Below are 20616 nucleotides of genomic sequence, written 5' to 3' on the forward strand. Positions count from 1 at the left end.
GAGGAGGCGACCATGGACCCCCGCAACGTTCGGCCCGGTACGGCGTACTCGCTGGAGGGGCAGCTCGAGCAGGCCGACCGCGAGGTACGCCGGTTCCGTTCGCTGAGCGAGGACACGACCGGCTCGGCGCAGTCGCCGGACGGGCTGATCGAGGCGACCGTCGGGATGTACGGCGACGTCCGCGAGCTCGTCATCGATCCCCGGGTCTATCGCAACCCGGACGCCGAGGCGCTCGCCGGCCAGATCCGCGACGTGATCAACGAGGCCGGCCAGGACGCGCAGCAGACCGCGGCCGGCCAGCTCCCGGCGTTGTTCCCCGGTGGTACGGACGATCCGGGCGGGCTCGCCTTCGAGCCGTTCCTGGCCGCAATCACCGAGGCACGGAAGGCGGGCCGGTCATGAACCACGGACCGATCAACTTCGGCGGCGTCGGCGACATCGACATGTTCCCGGACGAAACCGGCGCGCAGATGCGCCGGCTGTTCGACGCGGGCAAGATCTTCGGGGACGCCCTGCCCGCTGGGAACGCGGCGATCGACAAGGGGGAGCAGGAGGCCAATACCGGCTTCGACACCTTGTCGGTCGACTTCCGGGCCAACTACAAGGCCTATGAGACCGAGCTCGACAAGCTGTCGCCGACCATCCAGCCGATGGTGGAGCACCTGGGTTCCTCGGGCGCCACGATCGTCGGGGAGTACATCCAGCACGCCGAGGCCGACGCCGCGCGGATGCGATCGCTGGAGTGAGCATTCCGGAGCCGGACACGCCGTTGTGGCTGGCGTTCCGGCAGTACTGGGACGAGAACATCTGGAACCCGGTCGACTCGGCCGTCGTCTGGCAGATGGGCGTGGGGTGGCAGAACCTCGGCAAGGAGCTGGGCCGGGCACTCGACCAGGCGGAGAACGCGAACCAGTCGCTGCCGGCGGTCTGGCGGGACACGACCGGCGCGGTCTTCAACCGGAACACCGCGCAGACCCTCGCCGATCTCCGCACCGCGATCAAGGTCTACGAGGAGATGGCCGAGCTGTGCTTCACGTTCTCCCGGGAGACGGCGAACGTGCGGAACGCGATCATCTCGGAGCTGATCCTCAACGCGGCCTTCTTCGCCGCGACGTTGCTGATGCCGGCCGCCGTGGCGGCCTTCTGGCAGATCCGGATCTTCGCGGGGATGGCGACCAGGCTGTCTGGGGTGATCCGGGCCGCCGCTGCGGCGGTGTCCCGGCCGGTGGTGGCGACCGTTCCGCAGGGCCTGCTGCGGGCGGCGGGGTTCGTCGGCAAACAGGTCGGTGAGGTGCTCAAGGAGGCGGCCGACGAGGTCGCGGCCGGCCTGATCCAGGACGGGCTCAACAACCTCCAGGGATACCAGAGCGGAATCGACATCGACCAGATGAAGGTCAACGCCATTGCCGGTGGCGGTGGATACGGCGTGGGCCGCATCCTCAGCCCGGTCGGCCGGCTCGGATCGGCGCCCGCGAACCGGCTGGCGGACGCGCTGCGGCTGGGCGAGCGCAGCCGGGGCAGGCAGTTCCTCAACGAGTTCGGGCACGGGTACGTCGTGAACGGACTCAGTTCGCCGATCGTCGGTACGGTCGCGGACGACATCGTGCACGGCAAGGAGCTGACCTGGGGCCAGCTCGGCAGCGCCATCGTCAACCAAGCGCCGATGGCCGGCGCGTTGGCGGGCGGACGGATCGCGGCGGTTCATGGCGGAGGTGCTCTCGGGCACGCCGCCTCCGTCAAGATCCAGAGCTGGGGCGGTAACCCACTGCCGTCGTCGACGCCTGCTGCTGCCGTCGGTCCCGGAAACCCACCGCCACCGTCGACAGCGAGCCCGGACACCGGCCAGAACGCCCACCCGCCGACGAGCCAGCCCGGCAACCAACCAGACTCCGGCGGCCAGGCGGCGCAGAACAACCAGGGCACTCAGCAAGGCGCGACCCCGCACGACTCACCGGCGCAGGACGTCACCGGTAATGATCAACAAAGTCTGGCCGGCGCGGAAGGACTGGGCCGACCGCCGGTCGGAACCGCTGGTGCTCCCTCGGGCCACCAACAAGTCCAGGCGGGCGAGGCCACGCACCCGAACCAGTCCGGCAACCAGACCGACACCGCGACCCCGACCACCACGACAACTCCGGCCGCCACACCTAGTACCAGCGCCCCCGCCCCGACATCGAGCACACCAGCCCCGGCTGCGACGACTACCAGCACAGCTGCCCCGACCACGACCAGCAGCACCCCCGCCACCACGGGTAGTCCCACCGCTGCCAACACGACGAGTACTGCTGCGGCCAACACGACGGGTACCGCCGCGGCCAACACGACAACTGCGGCCGCTGCCAACACGACCAGCGCCCCCTCCTCCAACACGACTAGCACTGCCGCTGCGAACACGAGCAGCACCGCCGCTGCCAACACGTCGACCACCGGCGGCAGTACGCAGACGGCCAACAGTTCGACGACCTCCAGCCAGCAGCCGACGTCGCGAAGCTCCGCTCACACCGATCAGACGGCGTCAGTCGAGGACCCCACCGACACTGCCGAGCAGCCGACCGAACCGGCACCTCCGGCCGACACCGCCGAGCCCGATTCGTCAACAAAAACAGGCGAAGCCACCGACCCTACCGCAGCCGAACCAGCCGCAGCCCTGGCGGCACCAGCTGCCACAGCAGCAGCGGCACCCGATCCCACCGACACCACACCCGCGCCACGCACACCAACTCCCCAACACACCCGCACCAGCTCTGGTACCCGATCCAACAACAGCTCGACTACCGGTACCAGCACAGGCTCCGGCACCGACAGCACCGACAGCACCGACAGCACCGACAGCACCGACAGCACCGAGCGGGCCGACGAGGCTCCGCCGGCGGAGCAGGCTGGGACGGATGGACCGCAGGGGCCGGTGGAGCCGCCGGCGGTGGAAGGTTCTGAGCCGGGGGCGGAAGGGAACCCGTGGTTCGACTCGTCCGTTGAGTTCGGGCCGGCCGAGACGGATGCGCCCGGGACCTTCGACGCGTCTCTGGTTCTGGAGCACGGTCCCAACAGGGGCGTTCTGGCGGTCGGCACGGATGGGCGCGTTCGCCGGATCACAGCCCGTCTCCGGGCGGACTTCAAGAAGGGCCGCAACAACGCCGGCCGACGCAATCGCAAGGCCACCACCACGGCGTACGGCATCGAGGGTGACAGCGCCGGGCACTATCTCGCCAAGCGGTTCTTCGACAACGACGATCTCCGCAACCTGTTCGCGCAGGAGGAGACGTTCAACAATGTCGCGTACGAGAATCTGGAGGAGGAGTGGGGGCGGTGGATCGCCCAGGGCTATGAGGTGGAGGTCGAGATCCTCCCCGGTCCCGGCAAGTTGCGCCCCGACTGGATCACCGTCAACTTCAGAGTGATTGACACCAGCGTCACCGGCGAGGAGCGGGTCGTCCTGGCGAACGCCCGGACCTTCGACAACGCTGCCGGGCAGTCGTACCACGGAGCTCACGTGGCCGGGACGCTCCATGCCCTGGAGGAGGCCGGCACCACCCGCATCGGCAACAACGAGGTCACCCGGGTGGTCGGTGACGACGGTGTCGTGGACGTGGTCATCACCACCTTGCGCCAGGACGGCCCGCGGATCAACGGTGAGATGGCCGCCGTCGGCCGCGCCTGGGCAAAACGCAACGGCGCCCCAGTGGATGCCGACGGCAACGTTTTCGGCCACCGCCTACTCGGCCCAGGTGGCGTCGCCCTGATGGTGCCACCCGATGTAATCGTCGACCCCGCCGGCTTCGCCCGCCTCGAACAGGAGTGGCTCGCCCAACTCAAAGCCGGCAACGAGGTAACCATCACCGCCCGCCGCGTACCCACCCCCGGCCAAACCCTCGACACCCTCCACCTCTCCATCACCACCACCCCCCACTCCGACCCCAGCGCCCCCGCCCCCAACACCCCCCACCCCCAAGACCCCACCCCCCAACCTCCAACCCCCACACCCCGCCCGAACCCCTCCTCGTCGACCCACCAGAACCCCACGTCGCCGACCGAACCGGCTCCATCGCCCGCGGCAGACCAGGAGCCGACTCCGCCGACCGAACCGGCTCCATCGCCCACGACCGACCAGGAGCCGGCGGCGGAGTATGGGTGGTTTGACGGTGGGGGGCCGGTGGTTCGGGAGGGGGGTTACGTCGGTGGGGAGGAGCTGGCGTGGACGCAGTGGTACTCCAGTGGTGATCCGGCCAGCGACGATCCGGCGATGCGGCCGGGACAGAACCCGGATCTGCAGCTCGGGCCGAACTGGGTTCGGTGGGTTTATGAGAATCTGACCGGCCTGCCGCGGGGCGCCGAGGCGATTCTGCATGCCGACTTCGGTGAGGGCGCGAGGAACCACGACGACGTACAAGCCCGACGGACGGCACGCGAGCGAGGCGACACCGGCGACCACGGGGGTCATGCGATCGCCTGGCGGTTCTTCCAGCGCGTGATCGGGATGATGAATCACTTCCCGCAGGCCGGATCGTTCAACACCGGCGCGTTCTCCGGCCTGGAGAACGAGATCGGCGACTGGATCGACGCCGGTTGGCGGGTCGACCTGCGGATCATCTTCCCGCCGTACACCGATGCCGCCCACCCAGAACGTCCGGCCTCGGTCACCGTCGTCTACACCGTCAGCGACCCCTCCAACACCGACATCGTCGTATGGGCCGCCGGCCGCACCTGGCAGAACATCGCCGAACCGCACGCCGCCGAGCTCCCCGGCCCCGGCCTGCCCAAGAACCCGCTGCCACCCGGCCGCCCCAGCGGATCCCAGAAGCGGACCAGTTCGCAGTACCAGCGATTCCCGCTGCAGCGGATCCAGGACTTCGCCCCCGACCGCTCGAACCTCTTCGAACCACCCACCGACGACACCCCACCCACCGACGACACCCCACCCACCGACCACACCCCACCCACCGACCACACCCCGCCCACCGACGACACCCCGCCGACCGACGACACCCCGCCCACCGACCCACCCAGTCCTCCGGCCCTGACTCCCCATCCGGGTCCGCGGCCGACCAGCCCGGTACTTCCGCCAGCCGGCCGAACGGTCGACGACAGCGACGGTTCGCAAAACCCTGCCCCGGACCGGGTGGAGATCGACGGCGGTACTGACGGGCGCATCGTCCGACGCTGGGGTGGGAATCAGGTCGAGGTGCGGCCGGACGGTACGACAGTCGCCGAGCTCACCGAAGTACACCGTGCACCGGATGGCTCGCACTTGGGGAAGCTCGCGCAGAGCCTCCGGCGGATCCTGATGCCCGACGGTTCATTGCCCGGATGGGCCTTATTCGCTGATGCGTCGACGGCAGCGATCTTTCCTGCAGGCGTACCTGTCCCATGGCTCGCAGTCGGGCAGCTGGAGGCGCGGCTGGTCGACCTGATCCAGAGCGGCCACCAGATCCGGATCACCTTCGCGGGCAACCCGGCCACAACGTTGCTTGAGGCAAGCATCGAGGTCGCCGACAGCGTCACCGGTGAGTCCGCGACCTACCGCCAGGCACCGATCTCCGAGCTGGCGGACCGAGTCCGCCCGCACGTCGCCCGGACCGCCGAGGTCCAGCGCCCGAGCCGCCCGGCCACCGGCAATCGAGTGACCCGACCGGCGGGACCACCCGAGGTAGGGCCGTCGACAGCGGCGGACCTGACCCCCGAGGACGCCTCCGCCGACCCGACCGCACCGCAGGACCCGACCGACCCCGACGGCCCGACCGATCCGACTGACCCGATCGACCCGACTGACCCGACTGACCCGACTGACCCGACCGGCTCGACCGGCGCGACCGAGCTGCCCCGCCCGACCGGCCCGACTGATCCGACCGGCTCGACCGGCTCGACTGATCCGACCGCCTCGACCGCCTCGACCGCCTCGACCGGCTCGACTGATCCGACCGCCTCGACCGGCTCGACTGATCCGACCGGCTCGACCGGTCCGACTGATCCGACCGGCGCGACCGAGCTGCCCCGCCCGACCGGCCCGACCGAGCCGCCCGGCCCGACCGAGGCGCCCAGGCCTTCAGGGCTGGTTGGGCGGCGGGAGGGGTTTCTGCCGGGGTGGGTTCTGGTCAGTGAGCTGTCTGGTCGGGTGTTGCCCACGCTGGTCGGGGACGTCACCGGGGCTCGTCGGATCGTTGATCGAGGCAACGGTGTGTACGAGGTCGAGACTGTCGACGGCGACACCTTCCGGTTGGTCAAGCGGGTTGGGGTGCTCGCTCCCGGCGTGCAGCTGGAGTACACGATCTTGCTCGGTGACGACTCCGTCGTCGAGGTCACCTTGTCGGATCGGTTGCTGCTGGACGAAGTTGGCCCGCTGCTGGCCCGCGTACTGGCCGAGACCCGCGCCGAGATCCACTTCGGCGAGATCGCGGGCGAGAAGGTGTTCCGTCCCGATGGGGATCCGGCGCATGACGCAGTACTGCGCTCCGAGGACCGGGGTGATCGAGCCGAGCTGTACTACCGCGCCGACGCGCACGATCAGGCGCCCTGGACGGAGCCCGGTCGCCGTGCCGCGGTCCGGGCCGAGCTGGCGAAGCTGATCAGCGCGATGGGCGTGAGCGACTCCCAGCCGAACACCGACCTCCTCCGCGCCCTACTCGCCGACACCGACACCGACACCAGCACCAGCGCCGGCACCACCGACACCAGCGCCGGCACCACCGACACCAGCGCCGGCACCACCGACACCAGCACCCGCACCACCGACACCGGCACCGACGTCAGTACCGGCATCGACGTCAGTACCGGCACCGGCACCGGGATCAGCACTGGCGCGGGCACCGGTACCGGAGTGGCTGTCGTCGAGCGCTTTCAGGATCGGGTGCCGCTGAACGACGACCGGGTTGGGCGGCGGGTTTACCTGGTTAAGGCGATCAAGTCGTCGGCGTGGTCGGCGGTTGTGCTCGGTGCTACCGCGACGGTGGTGACCGGCAATCCGCTGGTCGGCGCAGGCATCGCCGTACCGACGATCGTGAACTCGCTGGTCGGTGCGTTGACCGAGCGGTACCTCGACGCGCAGAAGGAGGCCGCCAAGAAGCCCGCGTACGACGCCGATCGTGCGCTCCGCGACCGGGACTACCCCGGATTCAAGGTGTTCCTGGACGGCGAACAGATCCCGCCGGTACTCCGGGGGAAGCCGCCGCGTGCCACTCGGCAACTCGACTACCTGACCCGCCACGCGATCCCGACGCTGGCGACTGCCGCCGTCGCCGGGGCGCTCACGCTGTTCGGCGTACCGGCGATGTCGACCGCTCTCGTGGTGGCCAGCTCCGCACTGGCGAAGGTGCTCGCCGAACGGATCGTGGACAAGAAGAAGTTCGACTTCCGGCTTGCCCGGGTGGATGCGAGTGTGCGGAGCAAGCTCGCCGATCCGGCGGCGTTCCAGAACCAGTTGATCGATGAGCTGATGGCGCTCAGGTCGCGGGTGGACCGGGCGTTGTCCCGGCTGGTCGGGTTCGAGACGGGCCGACCGGGAGCCGGCGTCATGCCGTTCGACGTGAGCCACACGCCGGGGACTCCACCGCTGACGATGCATCTGCTCGCTCAATCGATCGACGGGGTGTCGGCGGCCGCTCGCCGGATCGCCTTCGGCAACACCAGCGGGACCGATGTCGATCCGACGGAGTTGGCCAGACACGTCAGCCTCGAGATCGAGTCACTGCTCTACGCGATCGGTCCCGGCCTGTTCACCGTCTTCGGCGGAGCGTTCGGCGACCGGTTCGCGATGAATCGCGAGGAGGCCGCGAGCGACGCGCAGAAGAACTGGGATCACGCGGAGCGCGAGGCGATGCAGGCGACGGCGGTCGCCGATGCACTGAGGGAGCGCTTCGGTGAGATCGAACGGCTCGTGCGGGAGATAGAGCAAGCGGCGGGCGTACCGGTGCAGGACGCCCGGCAGGCGGACCGTGCCGGGCTCGGAGGGGCGATCGACGAGGACGGCAACCCGGCGCGGCTCCCGGTGCCGACGGCTCTCCCCGCCGCCCCGCGGCCGCCTGGTCAGTCGCCGCGGTCCGTCTATGTGGGCCAGATCGCGGCGTCTGCGATCGCCGGCGCGCTCGGCGTGGTCACCCTCGACCTCGTCTTCGCCCTGCCCGAGCTCGGCGTCAAGCTCACGTTGGCCGGGGTGTTCGCCGGACTGACCGGTACGCCGTTCGCGCGCTACGCGTTCCGGCGGGCCGAGCTGGATCGCAAGGACGACCTCGCCGACGTACTGGCCAAGCAGGCAGCCGATCGTCGTCAACTGGTCGAGCAGGTGGCGGTCGCGAAGTACGCGCTCGAACAGGTGCGGATCCGGGCCCGCCGGCTCCTGGAACTCAGCTCGCCGGCGGCGCCCGTCCAGCGGGTCGTGACCGAGGCGACGTTCACCGATCATGTCCGGGCGGCGGTTCGGCAAGCCCAGCTGGAGAACCTGCCGAACCCAACGCTGTCAGAGAACGATCTCGACGTACTCCGTGAGCGCACCCGCGCGCTGGAGCGGATCGATCGGCTGGCGGCTGACCTGGATCGCTCGGAGGCGATCGGCGCTTCCGAGGACGTGCTCACGACGGACCGGTCCCGGTTGCAGCACGCGATCGAGCTCAACAACCGGATCGCTGAGCATGCCGGTCAGGGAATGCCGGCCCTCGACTCGGTGGATCCGGGCCTTGGGCAACGGGTTGTCGGCGGACGTACCGACCAGCTCCGGGCGGCGGTCGACGATGCTCTTCGGCTGCTGCTCGCAGAGCCGGTTGGGAAGAAGCTCCTGCTGGAGAGACTCGTCGCGCTGGAGCTGCTGAGCCGGGCGGCGGACGCCGTCGATCACCACGTCCTGCACGGTACGACCGCCTCGCAGTCGCTGGTCATCGAAACGCTCGAGGATCAGCTGGAGTCGGTACACGACCTCTGGCGGCAGGCGGGTGCTCCTGATGGGCTCGTACTTCCGGCTCTCAGCACACCACCTGGTCTTAGTCGGGTAGGTGGCCAAGCCGTCGTCCAGTTCACGACACCGGGCTCGCTGTCCTCGAATCATTTGCCTGGTGCAACATTGTTCCCGGCCGCGGTCGTTCCCGACCAGGCGGCGCTGAGCCGGCTCGAGGAGATCTGGTCCGATCTGACCGCGCGCGGCTACGACGTCACGGTGACAATTCACCGAGTCGCCCGCCCCGGACCGGCGACAGATCCCTATCGCTTCGCCGTCGACATCACCGACCCGATGATCCCCTCGGACACCGACCACTACGGCCCAGCCTCCGCACCAGACCTGCTGCCAAACCTAGAGCCCCTCGCGACAACCGGCCGCCACCACGCCCCACCCCAGCCCCCAACCCTCAACCCCACTGAGTCCCCGACGCCGACCCCGACCCCGACGACGCCGACGCCAACCGCGACGACGCCGTCCCCGACCTTGCCGTCCCCGACCGCGCCGACCTCCACCGCGGCGACCTCCAGCGCGCCGGCGACGCCGACGGTGCCGCCATCGGCGGTCGGGTCAGCCCCGGTCGGGGCGGCGGCTGTGGGGGAGGCGCTGGGCGCTGCTGCGATCGAGGTGATTCCAGGGGCGCTGCCGTTGCAGGACGGCGGATTCCGGGTCAGCTTGCCCGGCGGGCGCCAGGTTGTTATCCCCGGCGCGGTGATGGAGGACTTGGCCGAGCGGCTCGCTGCGGTGGATCCGGCGGTACTGCGCGCAGAGGCGACCCGCCAACTCGCCGAAGAACTCGTCAAGCTCACCAGCCCCACCACCCAGTCCCCAGCAACTCCCGAAGCCGTACTCCGCGCTACCGCCCGTCGCCTGGCCGCTGAAGAGCTGGCTCGCCAGGCCAAGCAGCTGGACACCACCTCACCAACCCCACCCACCCCGACCCACAACTCCAGCACGCGCCCCGCCACCGACACTGACTCCAGGACGCGTCCTGCTACCGACGCTGACTCGAGCAGGCGTCCGGCTAGCGACACTGACTCCAGGACGCGTCCTGCTACCGACGCTGACTCGAGCAGGCGTCCGGCTAACGACGCTGACTCCAGCTCGCGTCCGGCTACCGACGCTGACTCCAGCACGCTTCCCGCTACCGGCATTGACTCCGGTACACCGCCGAGCGCAGACGGAGGTGGGACGGTGCATGCGCCGGAGGTGCGGGGGACCCGGTTTGTCGTGGGTGGGCGGGTGGAAGGGGAGAGCGGGCTGTCTGCCGCGCAGCTGACCGGCGCGGTTCTTGAGACTCGTGGTGAGGACTTTGGTGGCGGGGTTTCGGTGCGGGTGGTCGGCGGGCTTGTGGTGGTCGAGACGGATGGGTTGGAGGCGCAACACTTCCGGGTTGGTCGCGGGCGGGTGCGGGCGAGACGAGTGGCCGCGACGACGCTCGGGCGAGGTACGGCTGCGGAGCCGCATGTGGTTCGGTTCGCGCCCGGGCTGGCGACGGATCAGTTGCCGCGAGCGTGGGTACACGAGATCAGCCATACCCTGCAGGACTTGAAGGCGACGCCGTCCGGGGGCGTGCGGCGGTTCCTGAATCAGCTCACCGGACGGAGTGAGAACGCCTGTGTGGCGGCGCAGTTCAACGAGTTCCGCCTGCTCAGCCGGCTCTGGATCGCGGCCGTCGAACAGGTTGCGCAGAGCAACGATCAAGCCGCCATCGCGTACGAGCGGGTGCTCCGTCAGGACATCGATGGATTGCTCGCAGCGATCGAGAAGCGTGGGCACACCCCGCCTACGGCTCCTTGGTACGCAGGCACGGTGCCGACGGCTGCCGGTACGCCGCTCGCCCACTTCACCGCAGGTGTCGCCGATCAGGTCCGCGCACTGACCGACGCCGTGTCGGCGTTGCAGGCCCGTATCGACGCGAGGCTCGCGAGCGCCGCCGAGGCCGACACAGCAGCACGACAAGCTGAGCAAGATCAAGCGACTGCGACCGCCGCCAAGGATGCGGGCCGCCATGCCAGGCTCCGCGAGGCGCAGAACGAGGCGATCAAACAGGCCGATCTCGCCAGCTGGCACCGCGAACTGGCCAAGAACTACCAAGCAGCTCTCGACCAGGCCGACCGCGCCCGACTCGGCTATGAACAACTGCTGACCGCAGCAACCACCGCGCCGAGCACACAGACGGAGAGCCGGACTCCCGCATTTGGGGTGAGGGCGGAGACGTTGGCGCGTGAGCTGGCGGCGTACGAGCAGAGTATGGCGGCGCTCGCCCCCACTTCCCTTGCGGCGACCGGGCTGATGCCGACTGGACGGCTGCCACATCTCGCGGCGCTGGCCGGGCGCATCAATGACGTACTAGTTGCCCAGGGCATCGATGAGCGCGTGACAGCCGGTCGGTTGCAGCATCGGCTCAGCGCGGAGTTCGGACGGCTCGTCACCGATGAAGGCGCGGTACTGCGCTTCGGCCGGTCGCGACCGGGTGACGTCCGGATCCGACTGACCGCCTCCGAACTGGTCGAGGTGCTGAATCCGCCGGTACGAGCCTCCGAAACGATGGTCGGGTTGTTGCCGCAAGGAGGCCGGCGTCTGGCCACGGCACAGCACGGAAGGCTCAGCACCACCGGCGGGATGTCCCTCAACACCCTGACCAGGATCTTCGGCGACTCCTCCTGGGCGCATGCGGTCGGCGAACTCGTCAACCTGGGCGTCGAGGTCGAGACCGGCCGGAGCCGCGGGCTGACCGCGAACGCCGCCGAGTTCGCCCAGGACGGCGCAGTCGAGGACATCAGGGGCGAGTCCGTACTGTTCACCGGCAAGGCGAGTTGGCAGCTGGAAGTACGGCGTACCGGCGTGGATACCTGGACCGCCGTCGGGCAAGTTGCCGACAGCAACGAGGAGCTGCGCGGCTGGATCTCGCACGCCTACACCGTTCCGGCGCCGGAGACTCTGATCCAGCGAGCTGACCTCGCGACCGACCCACCTGGAGTGTTGCCCGCGCACGTCCCGGTGTCGATCAGCGGACTGCGAAACCTCAGCGATCGCGTCGTCGCCACCTTCTCCGACGAGCTCAGCCAACTGGGCAAGGGCGCCGCGCGCCGGGTCCGGGATCAGATCCAGGCAGCGTTGCTGGAGGGCCTGCCAGGACACCTCGCGGAGCCGAACGCGTACCTCAGCCCGCTCGTCGCGGGCGGCAAACCCATCGGCCACCTGGAGGTACGGACGAAGGTCCGCTACGAGGAGGCCGAACTGGTCGGCGGACCGAGCCGCACGCATTGGCAGGAGCGGGTGCGGGTCGGGTTCAGCACGGTCAGCGGGCAGCAGTCGTTCGGGGCCAGCGCCAAAGTCACCGGCACCGCCGGACTCAACGGCAAGCAATCGGCCGACCTCGATGGGGTCGGCCTCGGACCCAATGCAGGGGCGGGACGCAGTGTGTCCCGCGCAGAGGCGATGTCGGGCGGCGGTACGGCGATCCAGGTCGGCGTCCAGCGCTTCACCGGTCCCACCCAGGGATACCGGATGGTGCTGGAACACGAGGTGACGCTGGTACTGGGAAGCCAGCGGGTCGGCTCGGTACCTGGCCAGAGCGAGGCGCTACTCCGCCTGCACGCCAACGATGCGTACCGGTACGGGCTACCAGTCGATGCGAGCACGCTGGTGCTCGACGATCAGGGCCGTCCGATCATCGAGAACGGCCAACCGGTCCTGGAAGGTGACGTACGAACTGGCATCACCGTGCCCGGTCGCCTGCTCGAACTGCCGGATTGGGCGGGCATCGGCGCCGGCCAGATCCGCGGTTCAGGGCCGTGGATGGTGCAAGGCGTCACGGGCGGTGCGCAAGCGTTCGACGCGATCGTCGCCCACCTGTCCGATCGCGGGTTCCTTCCGGTACTGGACGCCGCCGGCAATCCGGACCCCGCGCAGTTGCCGGAGGATCCCCTCGAACGTCACTCCCAACTACTCAACCTCGCCGAGTTGCGCGCCCAACTGTCGACCTCGAGGCTCGAGGCCGGCTATGACATAGCAGCCCAGACAGGCATCGTCGTCACCCTGAACCAGACGCGGACCGGTCAGCCGGCCGAGCTGGTCACGCTGCGGATCGCCGTCGAGCAAGGAGCTGTCACCCCGGTCGGCATCAGCACCGACGAGGCAATGGTCACCTTGAACATCGGCTCCGACACCGCCGGTCGCTCGGGAGGCCGGAGCAAGACTCTGCCTTGGCGGTTCGACCCGCTTGGTCTCAACAGTGCGGTGGGCGGGTTGGTCTCCAAGGCCGGACTCGGCTACGGGCGCCAGTCACTCGGCCGGGCGATGGGCTGGTTCGCCGGCGGCACGATCAACCAGGTCACCCTGGTTGAGAGCACCTCCCCGGTCGCCGTCTTCGACATCGCGCACCGCCTGGTGGTGACGGAGTTGACCGACGACGGTCCGCAACCTGTCCACCAGGGTTCGCCCGGTACTTCGGCGCGCGTGGTGATGGACAGCGACCTGCTCCCGTACTCCGAACCGCTGCCGGCCACAGTCGCACCCGGCCCGGTCGCCGACCAGGTGCTCGACCGGGCCACGATCCTCGCGCTGGACACTCACGACCTGCTCAACTGGTTGCCCACGGCCCTCGCTTCGGAGCCGACCGTACGACAGCAACTGGCGGCCTTCCTCAACCCACGCAACCTGATCGCCCACCCCGAGTGGGCCCAGACCGCCTATCGGACTGCCGCCGTGTTGCGAGGCTGGGGAGCCGCGTCGCGGCGCAGTACCGTCTCGCTACAAGGGCAGATCCGCGATGCCGTCCTGGTTGCTGTCACGGACGGCGTGAGCGGCGACATCAACCTTGCCCTCGGCAATCATGGGATCTACTCGGAGACCTCCACCGGGCACACGACCAGCCTGTCGGCCACTGCGTCGCAGGACGGCCAGGGTGGCGGCGTCAACGGGAACATCGGCCGGAGCCGGGCGAACTCCAGGACCGATCAGGCGATCTGGGGTGTCGAGCGGCTCGCGATCGAGGTCGGCCGGCACTACGTGTTCACGGCCGCCGTCGACTTCAACCTTGCCGTCGGCAACCACACACCAACTCGGAGCGAGTCGGCGACCGTCTTCCAGCTCGCCGAACGGGATGCGCTGCGGTTCTTCGGCCGGGGTGAACTCGGACTGCCACTGCACCAGGTGGCTGACGCGGTCGAGCGGTACTTGAACGGAAGCCTGGAGCTGGGCCGTGGAACGGCCGCCGCGCTCATCCGCCGGTACCGCGCGGAGGTTGCGGCCGGAGGTACCGAGCTACCCGGGCTGACCGCCGGCCACACGGCCGAGGTGCTGGCCGCGAAGCTGCGCGTCCCGAGTCCACGGCCGCTCTCGCAGGATCCCGAAGCCCGGTTGGAGGAGGTGCTCATCCAGGTCGAGAAGCTTGCCGCGACGCGCAACATCAGCCTGCCACCGCAGTACCGCGAACACCTCGGCAGCAGCCTGATCGAGTCGGTCGCGCTGACCGGCTCGGACGGAGCGACGCGCCTGCTGGACCAGGTGAAGGCGCTGCTCGCCGACCTCGGAGTGCCTGCCGACTCGGATCCGGTGCTCGCGGAGAGCCTCTTCGTCGACCTGGCCGGCAAACGGTGGTGGGGTCGCCTGGATGACATGCTCGCGCCGGAAGGATTCAGCCGGAGCTATCCGTTCGGCCCACCCGGTGGGCTTGCGGCGCAACGGGTGTCGGTCCGGGTCCGGGCGGTCTTCGCGGACGAGAACGAGTCGCTGGGGCTCAGCAAGGACACGATCAGCATCGTCCAGCGATACTTGTACGGCGAGCAGGGGCGGACGGCGAGCAACGGGCGCAGCGATGGCGTCGGACTCGATGGGTCGGTGGACGCCGGCCATGGGGGAAGCCTCGGCACGGATCGATCTGGTGGAGTCGCGACGACCGAGACCGAGCAGCTCACGCGGTTGGAGCGGATGGCGACCTTCGACGGGCTGAACCGGGTACGCCGCGAGCTGCGGTTCGTCGTCGAGGTGGTACATGAGCCGGTGGTCGGTGGTCCGACCCGTGGCCGGCTGACCCGGTCCGCGCGATCCGCCGTTGGTGGGGACGTCGCAGTACGGGCGGGCTCTGAGCTGCGCGGCTCGATGGTCCAGCTGATCCCTGGACGGTTGGCCGAGACGTTGCCATCAGCAACCAATTCGGCGACCGGTTCGGAGACTGTCGCGGTGGAGCTTCCGGCGGCGTACTTCGTGGAGTCGGCCGCCGTCGGCGAGTCCCAGTTGCTGAGCGGCGTACGGCAGGAACTCGCTCGTCGCGACATGCTGAACCCCGCCGGGGTGAAGCAGCACGAGGCGGTGCTGGAGGCGGTGTTCTCGGCGGCTGCGCGCGACGCCTCCTTCAGCCGGATGGCGGCCGAGGGTGGCCATCGGGTGGTCAGGTTGGAGGTACCTGGGCATGCGAGTCAGTTCGTCGAGGTGACCGTGGCGGCGAACGTCTCGGATATCGAATTGATCAGCGGGCCGATCAAGGGCGAGATCGGCGAGGTGAACCGGGCGCAGCACACCTCGGCGGTCAGCACGACGACCGGCCGGATGCTGCCTGTCACCAGCGGCGGCAAACTCGCGGACGGCGAGCTCGGTACCAGCGTCGGCCAGTCGACGGGCGACCAGTTGTCCGATGGCGTCACCGACGTCCGGGGTGCGCGGCGGGAACGCAGTCGCTTCGAGAAGGGCGAGGTGGTCACGGTCAGGGTCAAGGTCGAGTACGACCTCGATCTGGTGCGGATCCGGGCGACCCGCTCCGGCGGAGAACGCGAGCTGACTCGCGTGCACCTGCCGGCGGCCAGTACCGGGGAGGCCTACCTCAGCATTTTCGCCCACGAGTACGAAGCCATCCTCGCCGGCCTAGCCCCGCAGCCGGCCGGCACCGACCCTGGCTCGCTCGCAGCATCAACCGCTGCGGCCGCAACCGTTCCCGCGACCGCGACCGTTCCCGCGACCGCATCGGCCCCGGCTGCGCCACCGGCGACCGCGCCCGTACCGGCTGCGCGGGTGTCGGGCGGAGCGGGTGCTGCGTACCTGGCGGCGTTGCGGCGGGCCCGCGAGGCCGCGGAGGAGATGAAGGAGAACGCCGAGCGGAGGCGTTGAGGACTCGTCAGCCGCCCAGGAAGGCCGACCGAGTGAGGAAGGCCAGTTGGGTGGTTTTCGGGGTGCCGTCGTGCTGGGTGTACGTGGTGATGGGGCCGAGAGCGAAGCCGGTACGGGTGATCCGGGCGATAGCTGCGGTGTTGGCGGCGTCGGGATCGGCGACGACGCGGGGGTAGCCGTGGTGGGCGAAGATGAAGGTGCCTAGGGCAATGAAGAGGTTGCCGGTGAAGTCGGGGCGGGCGTCGCCCTCGGCGATCAGGAAGTGCATGCCGAGGTCGCCGGGCTCGACCTCGTACGCCGTTCCGACTGGGTCGGCCTGCGGGTCGTAGGTGTGGAAGAGGGCGGCCGGGGTGCCGTCCAGCTCGGCGATGTAGGCGTGGTGGGTGGGGACGGAGTCGAGGAACTCGTAGGTGGCGAGGACCTGCTCCCGGGACTGGCCAGTCATGCCCCAGAAGGAGGCACGGTCGGCGGTGACCCAGGTGTGGATCAGGTCGAGGTCTTCCGCGGGCACCACCGGGCGGATCCGTACCAGCCCGAAGCCTTCGATGTGGTGCTCGAAGGACTGGTCCTCTGGGGTGAGTCCGCCGTTGACCGGGGCGAGGTCAGCGCGCAGCCAGAGGGGGAGTTGGTCGTGGTGGTGGGGGTCGCCCAGTACGCCGGAAGCGCCGAGCGGGACGATCCAGGCGCTGTTGTTGCGGTCGGCAATATCCCAGGCGTAGCGGGCGGCGGAAGCGCGGATGCAGACGTCGGTCAGGCCGGGCAGGCTTGAGGTGGACAGCACGCAGTGGTGGTCGCCGGAGAGCGCGAACTCGTAGTGTTCGTCGCCGGGCGCGAAGACGGGTCCGCGCAGGGCGTGCAGCGGGGCCAGCTGATGGGTCTCGCCCCATGGGCCGCGAGGCTTCTTGTGGGCGACCTCTTCCAGGGCCTCTCTGGCCAGCCAGCTGACGTTGATGTCGGGCAGCTTGGCGGCGATCAAGCTTTCCAGGGCGAAGTAGGTGTGGGCGACCGTGTCGAGGTAGGGGACGAAGAGGTCGGGGACGTCCACGCCTTGATCAAGTACGGCGAGAGTCGGGTGCTCGGCGAGGCGGCGGACGAGGGCCTTGCGGAGGGCGGCGTAGCTGGAGGCATCGGTGCTGGAGGCATCCATTCGCTTGTCCCAGGCAAGGAGTCGCTCGCGCAGAGTTGTTGCCTCGGGCGTCAGGTTCTCGTGGTCAACGAGGAGGCTGAGCAACGAATTCGCTGAGCCCAGGAAGGTGTCCCGGTGGATCAGGGGCATCTCTTCGACTGTCCAGTCGGACCGCTCGTGGAGGAGATGCGTGATTCGGCGGTAGCGGTGCGGGCCGGCGTAGTCGACTCCGAGCGGCTCGGCCAGGTGACGGGTGTTGGCCATCGCGATCGCGTCATCGACCGTTGCCCGCGGCATCGACTCGTGCCAGCCCTGCCATTGGTGCTCAGCCTTCCACGCCGGTACTACGCGCAGGCGGTTGTCCTCGTGCCGGGTCGGGACGAGACCGGCCGTCCGGTGCAGCAGTCCGCCTGCGGTGTCGGCGGCCATCAGGACGTTGACCGGCTCGACCCAGCGGTCGACGGCTGCGTCGATGTCCGCGACCGTGGTTGCTTTGAGCAACTTGGGAAGGACCTCGAAGCCGATTCGGTGGGTGACGCGGGGTGGGTAGCGCAAGCTGATCGCCTGCGACTCGCCCGATCCGCCGATGATGACCGGACCGCGGGCAGTCTCGATCACCTCGATCTCGACGGGCTCGGCGCCAGCGACCTCGACCAACTCGGTGTGCCGGGTCGCCGGTTGCCACCCGTCGGGCCCGAGCGCCTCCACGCCGCTATCGGTGCGGCGGAGCTGTTCGGAGTACAGGTCCTGGTAGTCGGCCATGGCGTTGGTGATTGCCCAGGCGACGTGGCCGGTGTGGCCGAAGTGGGCTAGGCCGGGGATGCCGGGGACTGCGAGGCCGATGACGTCGTACTCGGGGCAGGCGAGGTGGATCTGCTGGTAGACCCCGGGGCTCTCGATGTAGCGATGCGGGTCGCCGGCGATGATCGGCGTACCGGCTGCTGTGCGGTGGCCGGGGATGAGCCAGCCGTTGCTGCCAGCGGTGTCTGGGCCTTCGGCGTTGAAGAGGTCGAGGTAGTCGTCGCCCAGATGGCGGGCGACGTGCTCGCGCCAGAGCTTGGTGGGGAAGCCGGCGAACAGGATGTGGATCGCCATCCAGATCGCGAGCGGCGCCCAGGGCTCCCACTTCTGCGGGGTGAGTCCGGTCTCGGCGAACTCGGGCGCTCGCAGGGCAGCGCCCGGCAGGCTGTGGTTGACGCCGTCCACGTACGCCGAGACCCATTCGCGGGTGTCAGCGTCGAGGTTCTCCCAGCAGCGCCGGGCGGTGTCGGCGAGGCGGGCCTGGCGGGCGAAGACGTCCCAGCTGAGCGCTTCGGCCCCGAGGAAGGCTGCGCTGGTACCGAGTGCGCGGCGGTGTTCGAGCTCGATCTGCCAGGCCCGGTCGGTCGCGGCGTTGCGGCCCTGGAGATAGGCGAGTGCGAGCGGGTCGCCGGCTCTCAAGTGCGGCACACCCCAGGTGTCCCGGTCGACCTTGGCGTTCACTCGTCATCCTCGCTTCAGTTAGGTTAGGCTGCGCTAACTTACAAGTCAGGAACTTGGGCTGCAACTGCCTATTCTCGTCGGGCTGGAAGGGACGTGCGTCGTGGGGCATGGCTGGGAGGGTGTCGTCCTCAAGCTGTTCCGAGGCAAGGACTTCGTGTTCACCGTGACGGGTGCCGAACAGGTCACCGAGCGCTATCGCCGCGTGCACTTCACGGATGGTGGGCTGCTCGGGATGGTTGGCGTGCACCCGACGATGTGGGTGCGGCTGTGGTTCCAGCACGCGGGCAAGCCGCATCAGCGGGCGTACACGCTGGTCGATCCTGACGCGGAGGCCGGCACCTTCAGCATGGAGTTCGCGCTGCACGAGGGGATCGCGAGCGACTGGTCGCTGTCCGCGAAGGCAGGCGACACGATCGAGGCGACGCTGCAGGGCACCGACTTCGCCGTACCGGATCCGCTGCCGCCGAGGCTGCTCGTCATCGGCGACCCGGCCTCGCTGCCGGCCATCAACTCGCTGCTGGCGGTGGCACCGAAGCTGCCGGCAACGATCTTCTTCGAGACAACCCACGACTCCGATGCGGACCTGCCGCTGCGACTCGACCCCGACCACCACGAACTGCGCATGGTCTCCCGCAAGGGTGACCAGTTGGTGGCGGAGGTGAAGGCAAGCCTGCCGAGCCGGATCGACGACCCGTCGACCACCTTCGTCTGGCTAGCCTGCGACACGAAAACAACCCGCACCCTGACGTCGTACCTCCTAAAGGACCTCTCCCTCCCCAAGGATCGAGTCAAAGCACTCGGCTACTGGCGCCCAGCCTGACGTAATTGACGGGCGGGGGCGGTGCTGCGCGGATAGCGTGGCGGGGTGATTCGTGTCTTGGACCTGGCGGATGTGGCTACTGCTGAGCGGGTGCTGGTGGTGCAGCGGTTGGCGTATGCGGTGGAGGCTGCGCTGATCGGGTTCGACGGGATTCCTCCGCTGCACGAAGACCTTGCTGGCTTGATGGCGTCGGAGGAGCACTGGCTCGGGCGGTACTCGGGCGACGGTGAGCTGGTCGCAGCGGTCGCCTATGAGTTGCCGGATCCGGAGACGGTCGAGATCAGCCGGCTAGTAGTCGATCCGGCGCACGCTCGGCGCGGTCATGGTCGGGCATTGCTGGATCAGCTCGATGTGATGGAGCCGCGGCGGGTCAGCCTTGTGTCGACTGGCACGGCCAATGCGCCGGCGACCAGCCTTTACCTTTCCCGCGGTTACAGCGCCTCGGGAGTAGTGGAGATCGCTCCTGGCATCACCATCACTCAGTTCTGCCGGGTGCGGAGTTGTTCGAAGCCGTAGTACACGGCGAGCAGGAAGAGGACGAGCAACGTCAGCGGCGCCGAGAGGAACGACAGGCCGATCGCGGCTGCGTACAGCAGCGTGCCGACGGAGTAGCGCAGGACGGAGTTGCGTTGCTCGGTGGGAGTCATGTCGTGGTCGACGAGGTGGTTGCGCAGGGAATGCCACCAGATCGCGCTGAAGAAGATCGCGGCGAGCGTGAGGTTCGTGCTGTAGACGGCGGCCGCGACATGCGCGTTGCTCCCCTCGTCCTCCAGGAACTCGGCGAAGAGGTTGGTCGGGAACGGCAGCAGCGCGGTCCACAGCAGCAGCCCGAGGTTGAGGAACATCAGCCCGCGGTCGGCGCGCTGGATCTGCCGGAACATCGAGTGGTGGTTGACCCACATGATGCCGAGGATCGCGAAACTGGTCAGATAGGCGCCGAACTGCGGCCACTCGTCGAGCAGCGCGGGCCAGAGCCGCTCGCCCGGCTCCAGCTCGGGGATGTGCAGTTCGAGGACGAGCAAGGTGATGGCGATGGCGAAGATTCCGTCGCTGAAGGCCTCGATCCGGGAGGTCTCCGCGAGGTCCGGCTGTGCGTTCACGCGGTGAGTCTGACACCTGGAGGCCGGTGGTACTAAGACATTTGTCCGGCTGCCGGATCCG

Annotated in this window: 7 protein-coding genes; 5 read left to right on the forward strand and 2 right to left on the reverse strand. The window is 69.0% G+C overall.

What is annotated here, in order from left to right; genetic code table 11:
• The first annotated feature begins 12 nt into the window (after positions 1-12).
• Genes OHA70_RS16040 through OHA70_RS16050 form a run of 3 tightly spaced genes read left to right on the forward strand, consistent with a single transcriptional unit; the run spans position 13 to position 16027 of the window.
• Positions 13-402: a YbaB/EbfC family nucleoid-associated protein gene (locus OHA70_RS16040; protein WP_328333242.1), complete on the forward strand. Its 390-nt coding sequence runs from the start codon at positions 13-15 to the stop codon at positions 400-402.
• On the forward strand, positions 399-746 hold the full coding sequence (locus OHA70_RS16045; protein ID WP_328333244.1) for a hypothetical protein: 348 nt from the start codon (positions 399-401) through the stop codon (positions 744-746). The genes OHA70_RS16040 and OHA70_RS16045 overlap by 4 nt, the downstream gene beginning before the upstream one ends.
• Positions 743-16027, forward strand: a complete 15285-nt coding sequence (locus tag OHA70_RS16050) for a WXG100-like domain-containing protein (RefSeq protein ID WP_328333246.1) — start codon at positions 743-745, stop codon at positions 16025-16027. The genes OHA70_RS16045 and OHA70_RS16050 overlap by 4 nt, the downstream gene beginning before the upstream one ends.
• Before the next feature lie 7 nt (positions 16028-16034).
• Here the strand turns inward: OHA70_RS16050 and OHA70_RS16055 are convergent, their stop codons facing one another.
• Positions 16035-18635 carry a GNAT family N-acetyltransferase gene (locus OHA70_RS16055; RefSeq protein ID WP_328333248.1) on the reverse strand — a complete coding sequence of 867 codons (2601 nt, stop codon included), beginning with the start codon at positions 18633-18635 and terminating at the stop codon, positions 16035-16037.
• 100 nt (positions 18636-18735) lie between these two features.
• Between OHA70_RS16055 and OHA70_RS16060 the strand changes: the two genes are divergently transcribed.
• Together OHA70_RS16060 and OHA70_RS16065 are read left to right on the forward strand one after the other, a co-directional pair.
• Positions 18736-19455 carry a siderophore-interacting protein gene (locus OHA70_RS16060; protein ID WP_328333250.1) on the forward strand — a complete coding sequence of 240 codons (720 nt, stop codon included), beginning with the start codon at positions 18736-18738 and terminating at the stop codon, positions 19453-19455.
• Positions 19456-19500: 45 nt separating this feature from the next.
• Positions 19501-19971 (forward strand): GNAT family N-acetyltransferase, encoded by a 471-nt coding sequence (locus OHA70_RS16065; RefSeq protein ID WP_328333252.1) that lies wholly within the window; start codon positions 19501-19503, stop codon positions 19969-19971.
• Here OHA70_RS16065 and OHA70_RS16070 read toward each other — a convergent pair.
• Entirely contained in the window at positions 19935-20555 is a 621-nt protein-coding gene (locus OHA70_RS16070) for a TMEM175 family protein (protein WP_328333254.1), read from the reverse strand. The two genes, OHA70_RS16065 and OHA70_RS16070, sit on opposite strands and share 37 nt — an antisense overlap.
• Between the last annotated feature and the right edge of the window lie 61 nt (positions 20556-20616).

Source organism: Kribbella sp. NBC_00382, assembly GCF_036067295.1.
GTDB lineage: Bacteria > Actinomycetota > Actinomycetes > Propionibacteriales > Kribbellaceae > Kribbella.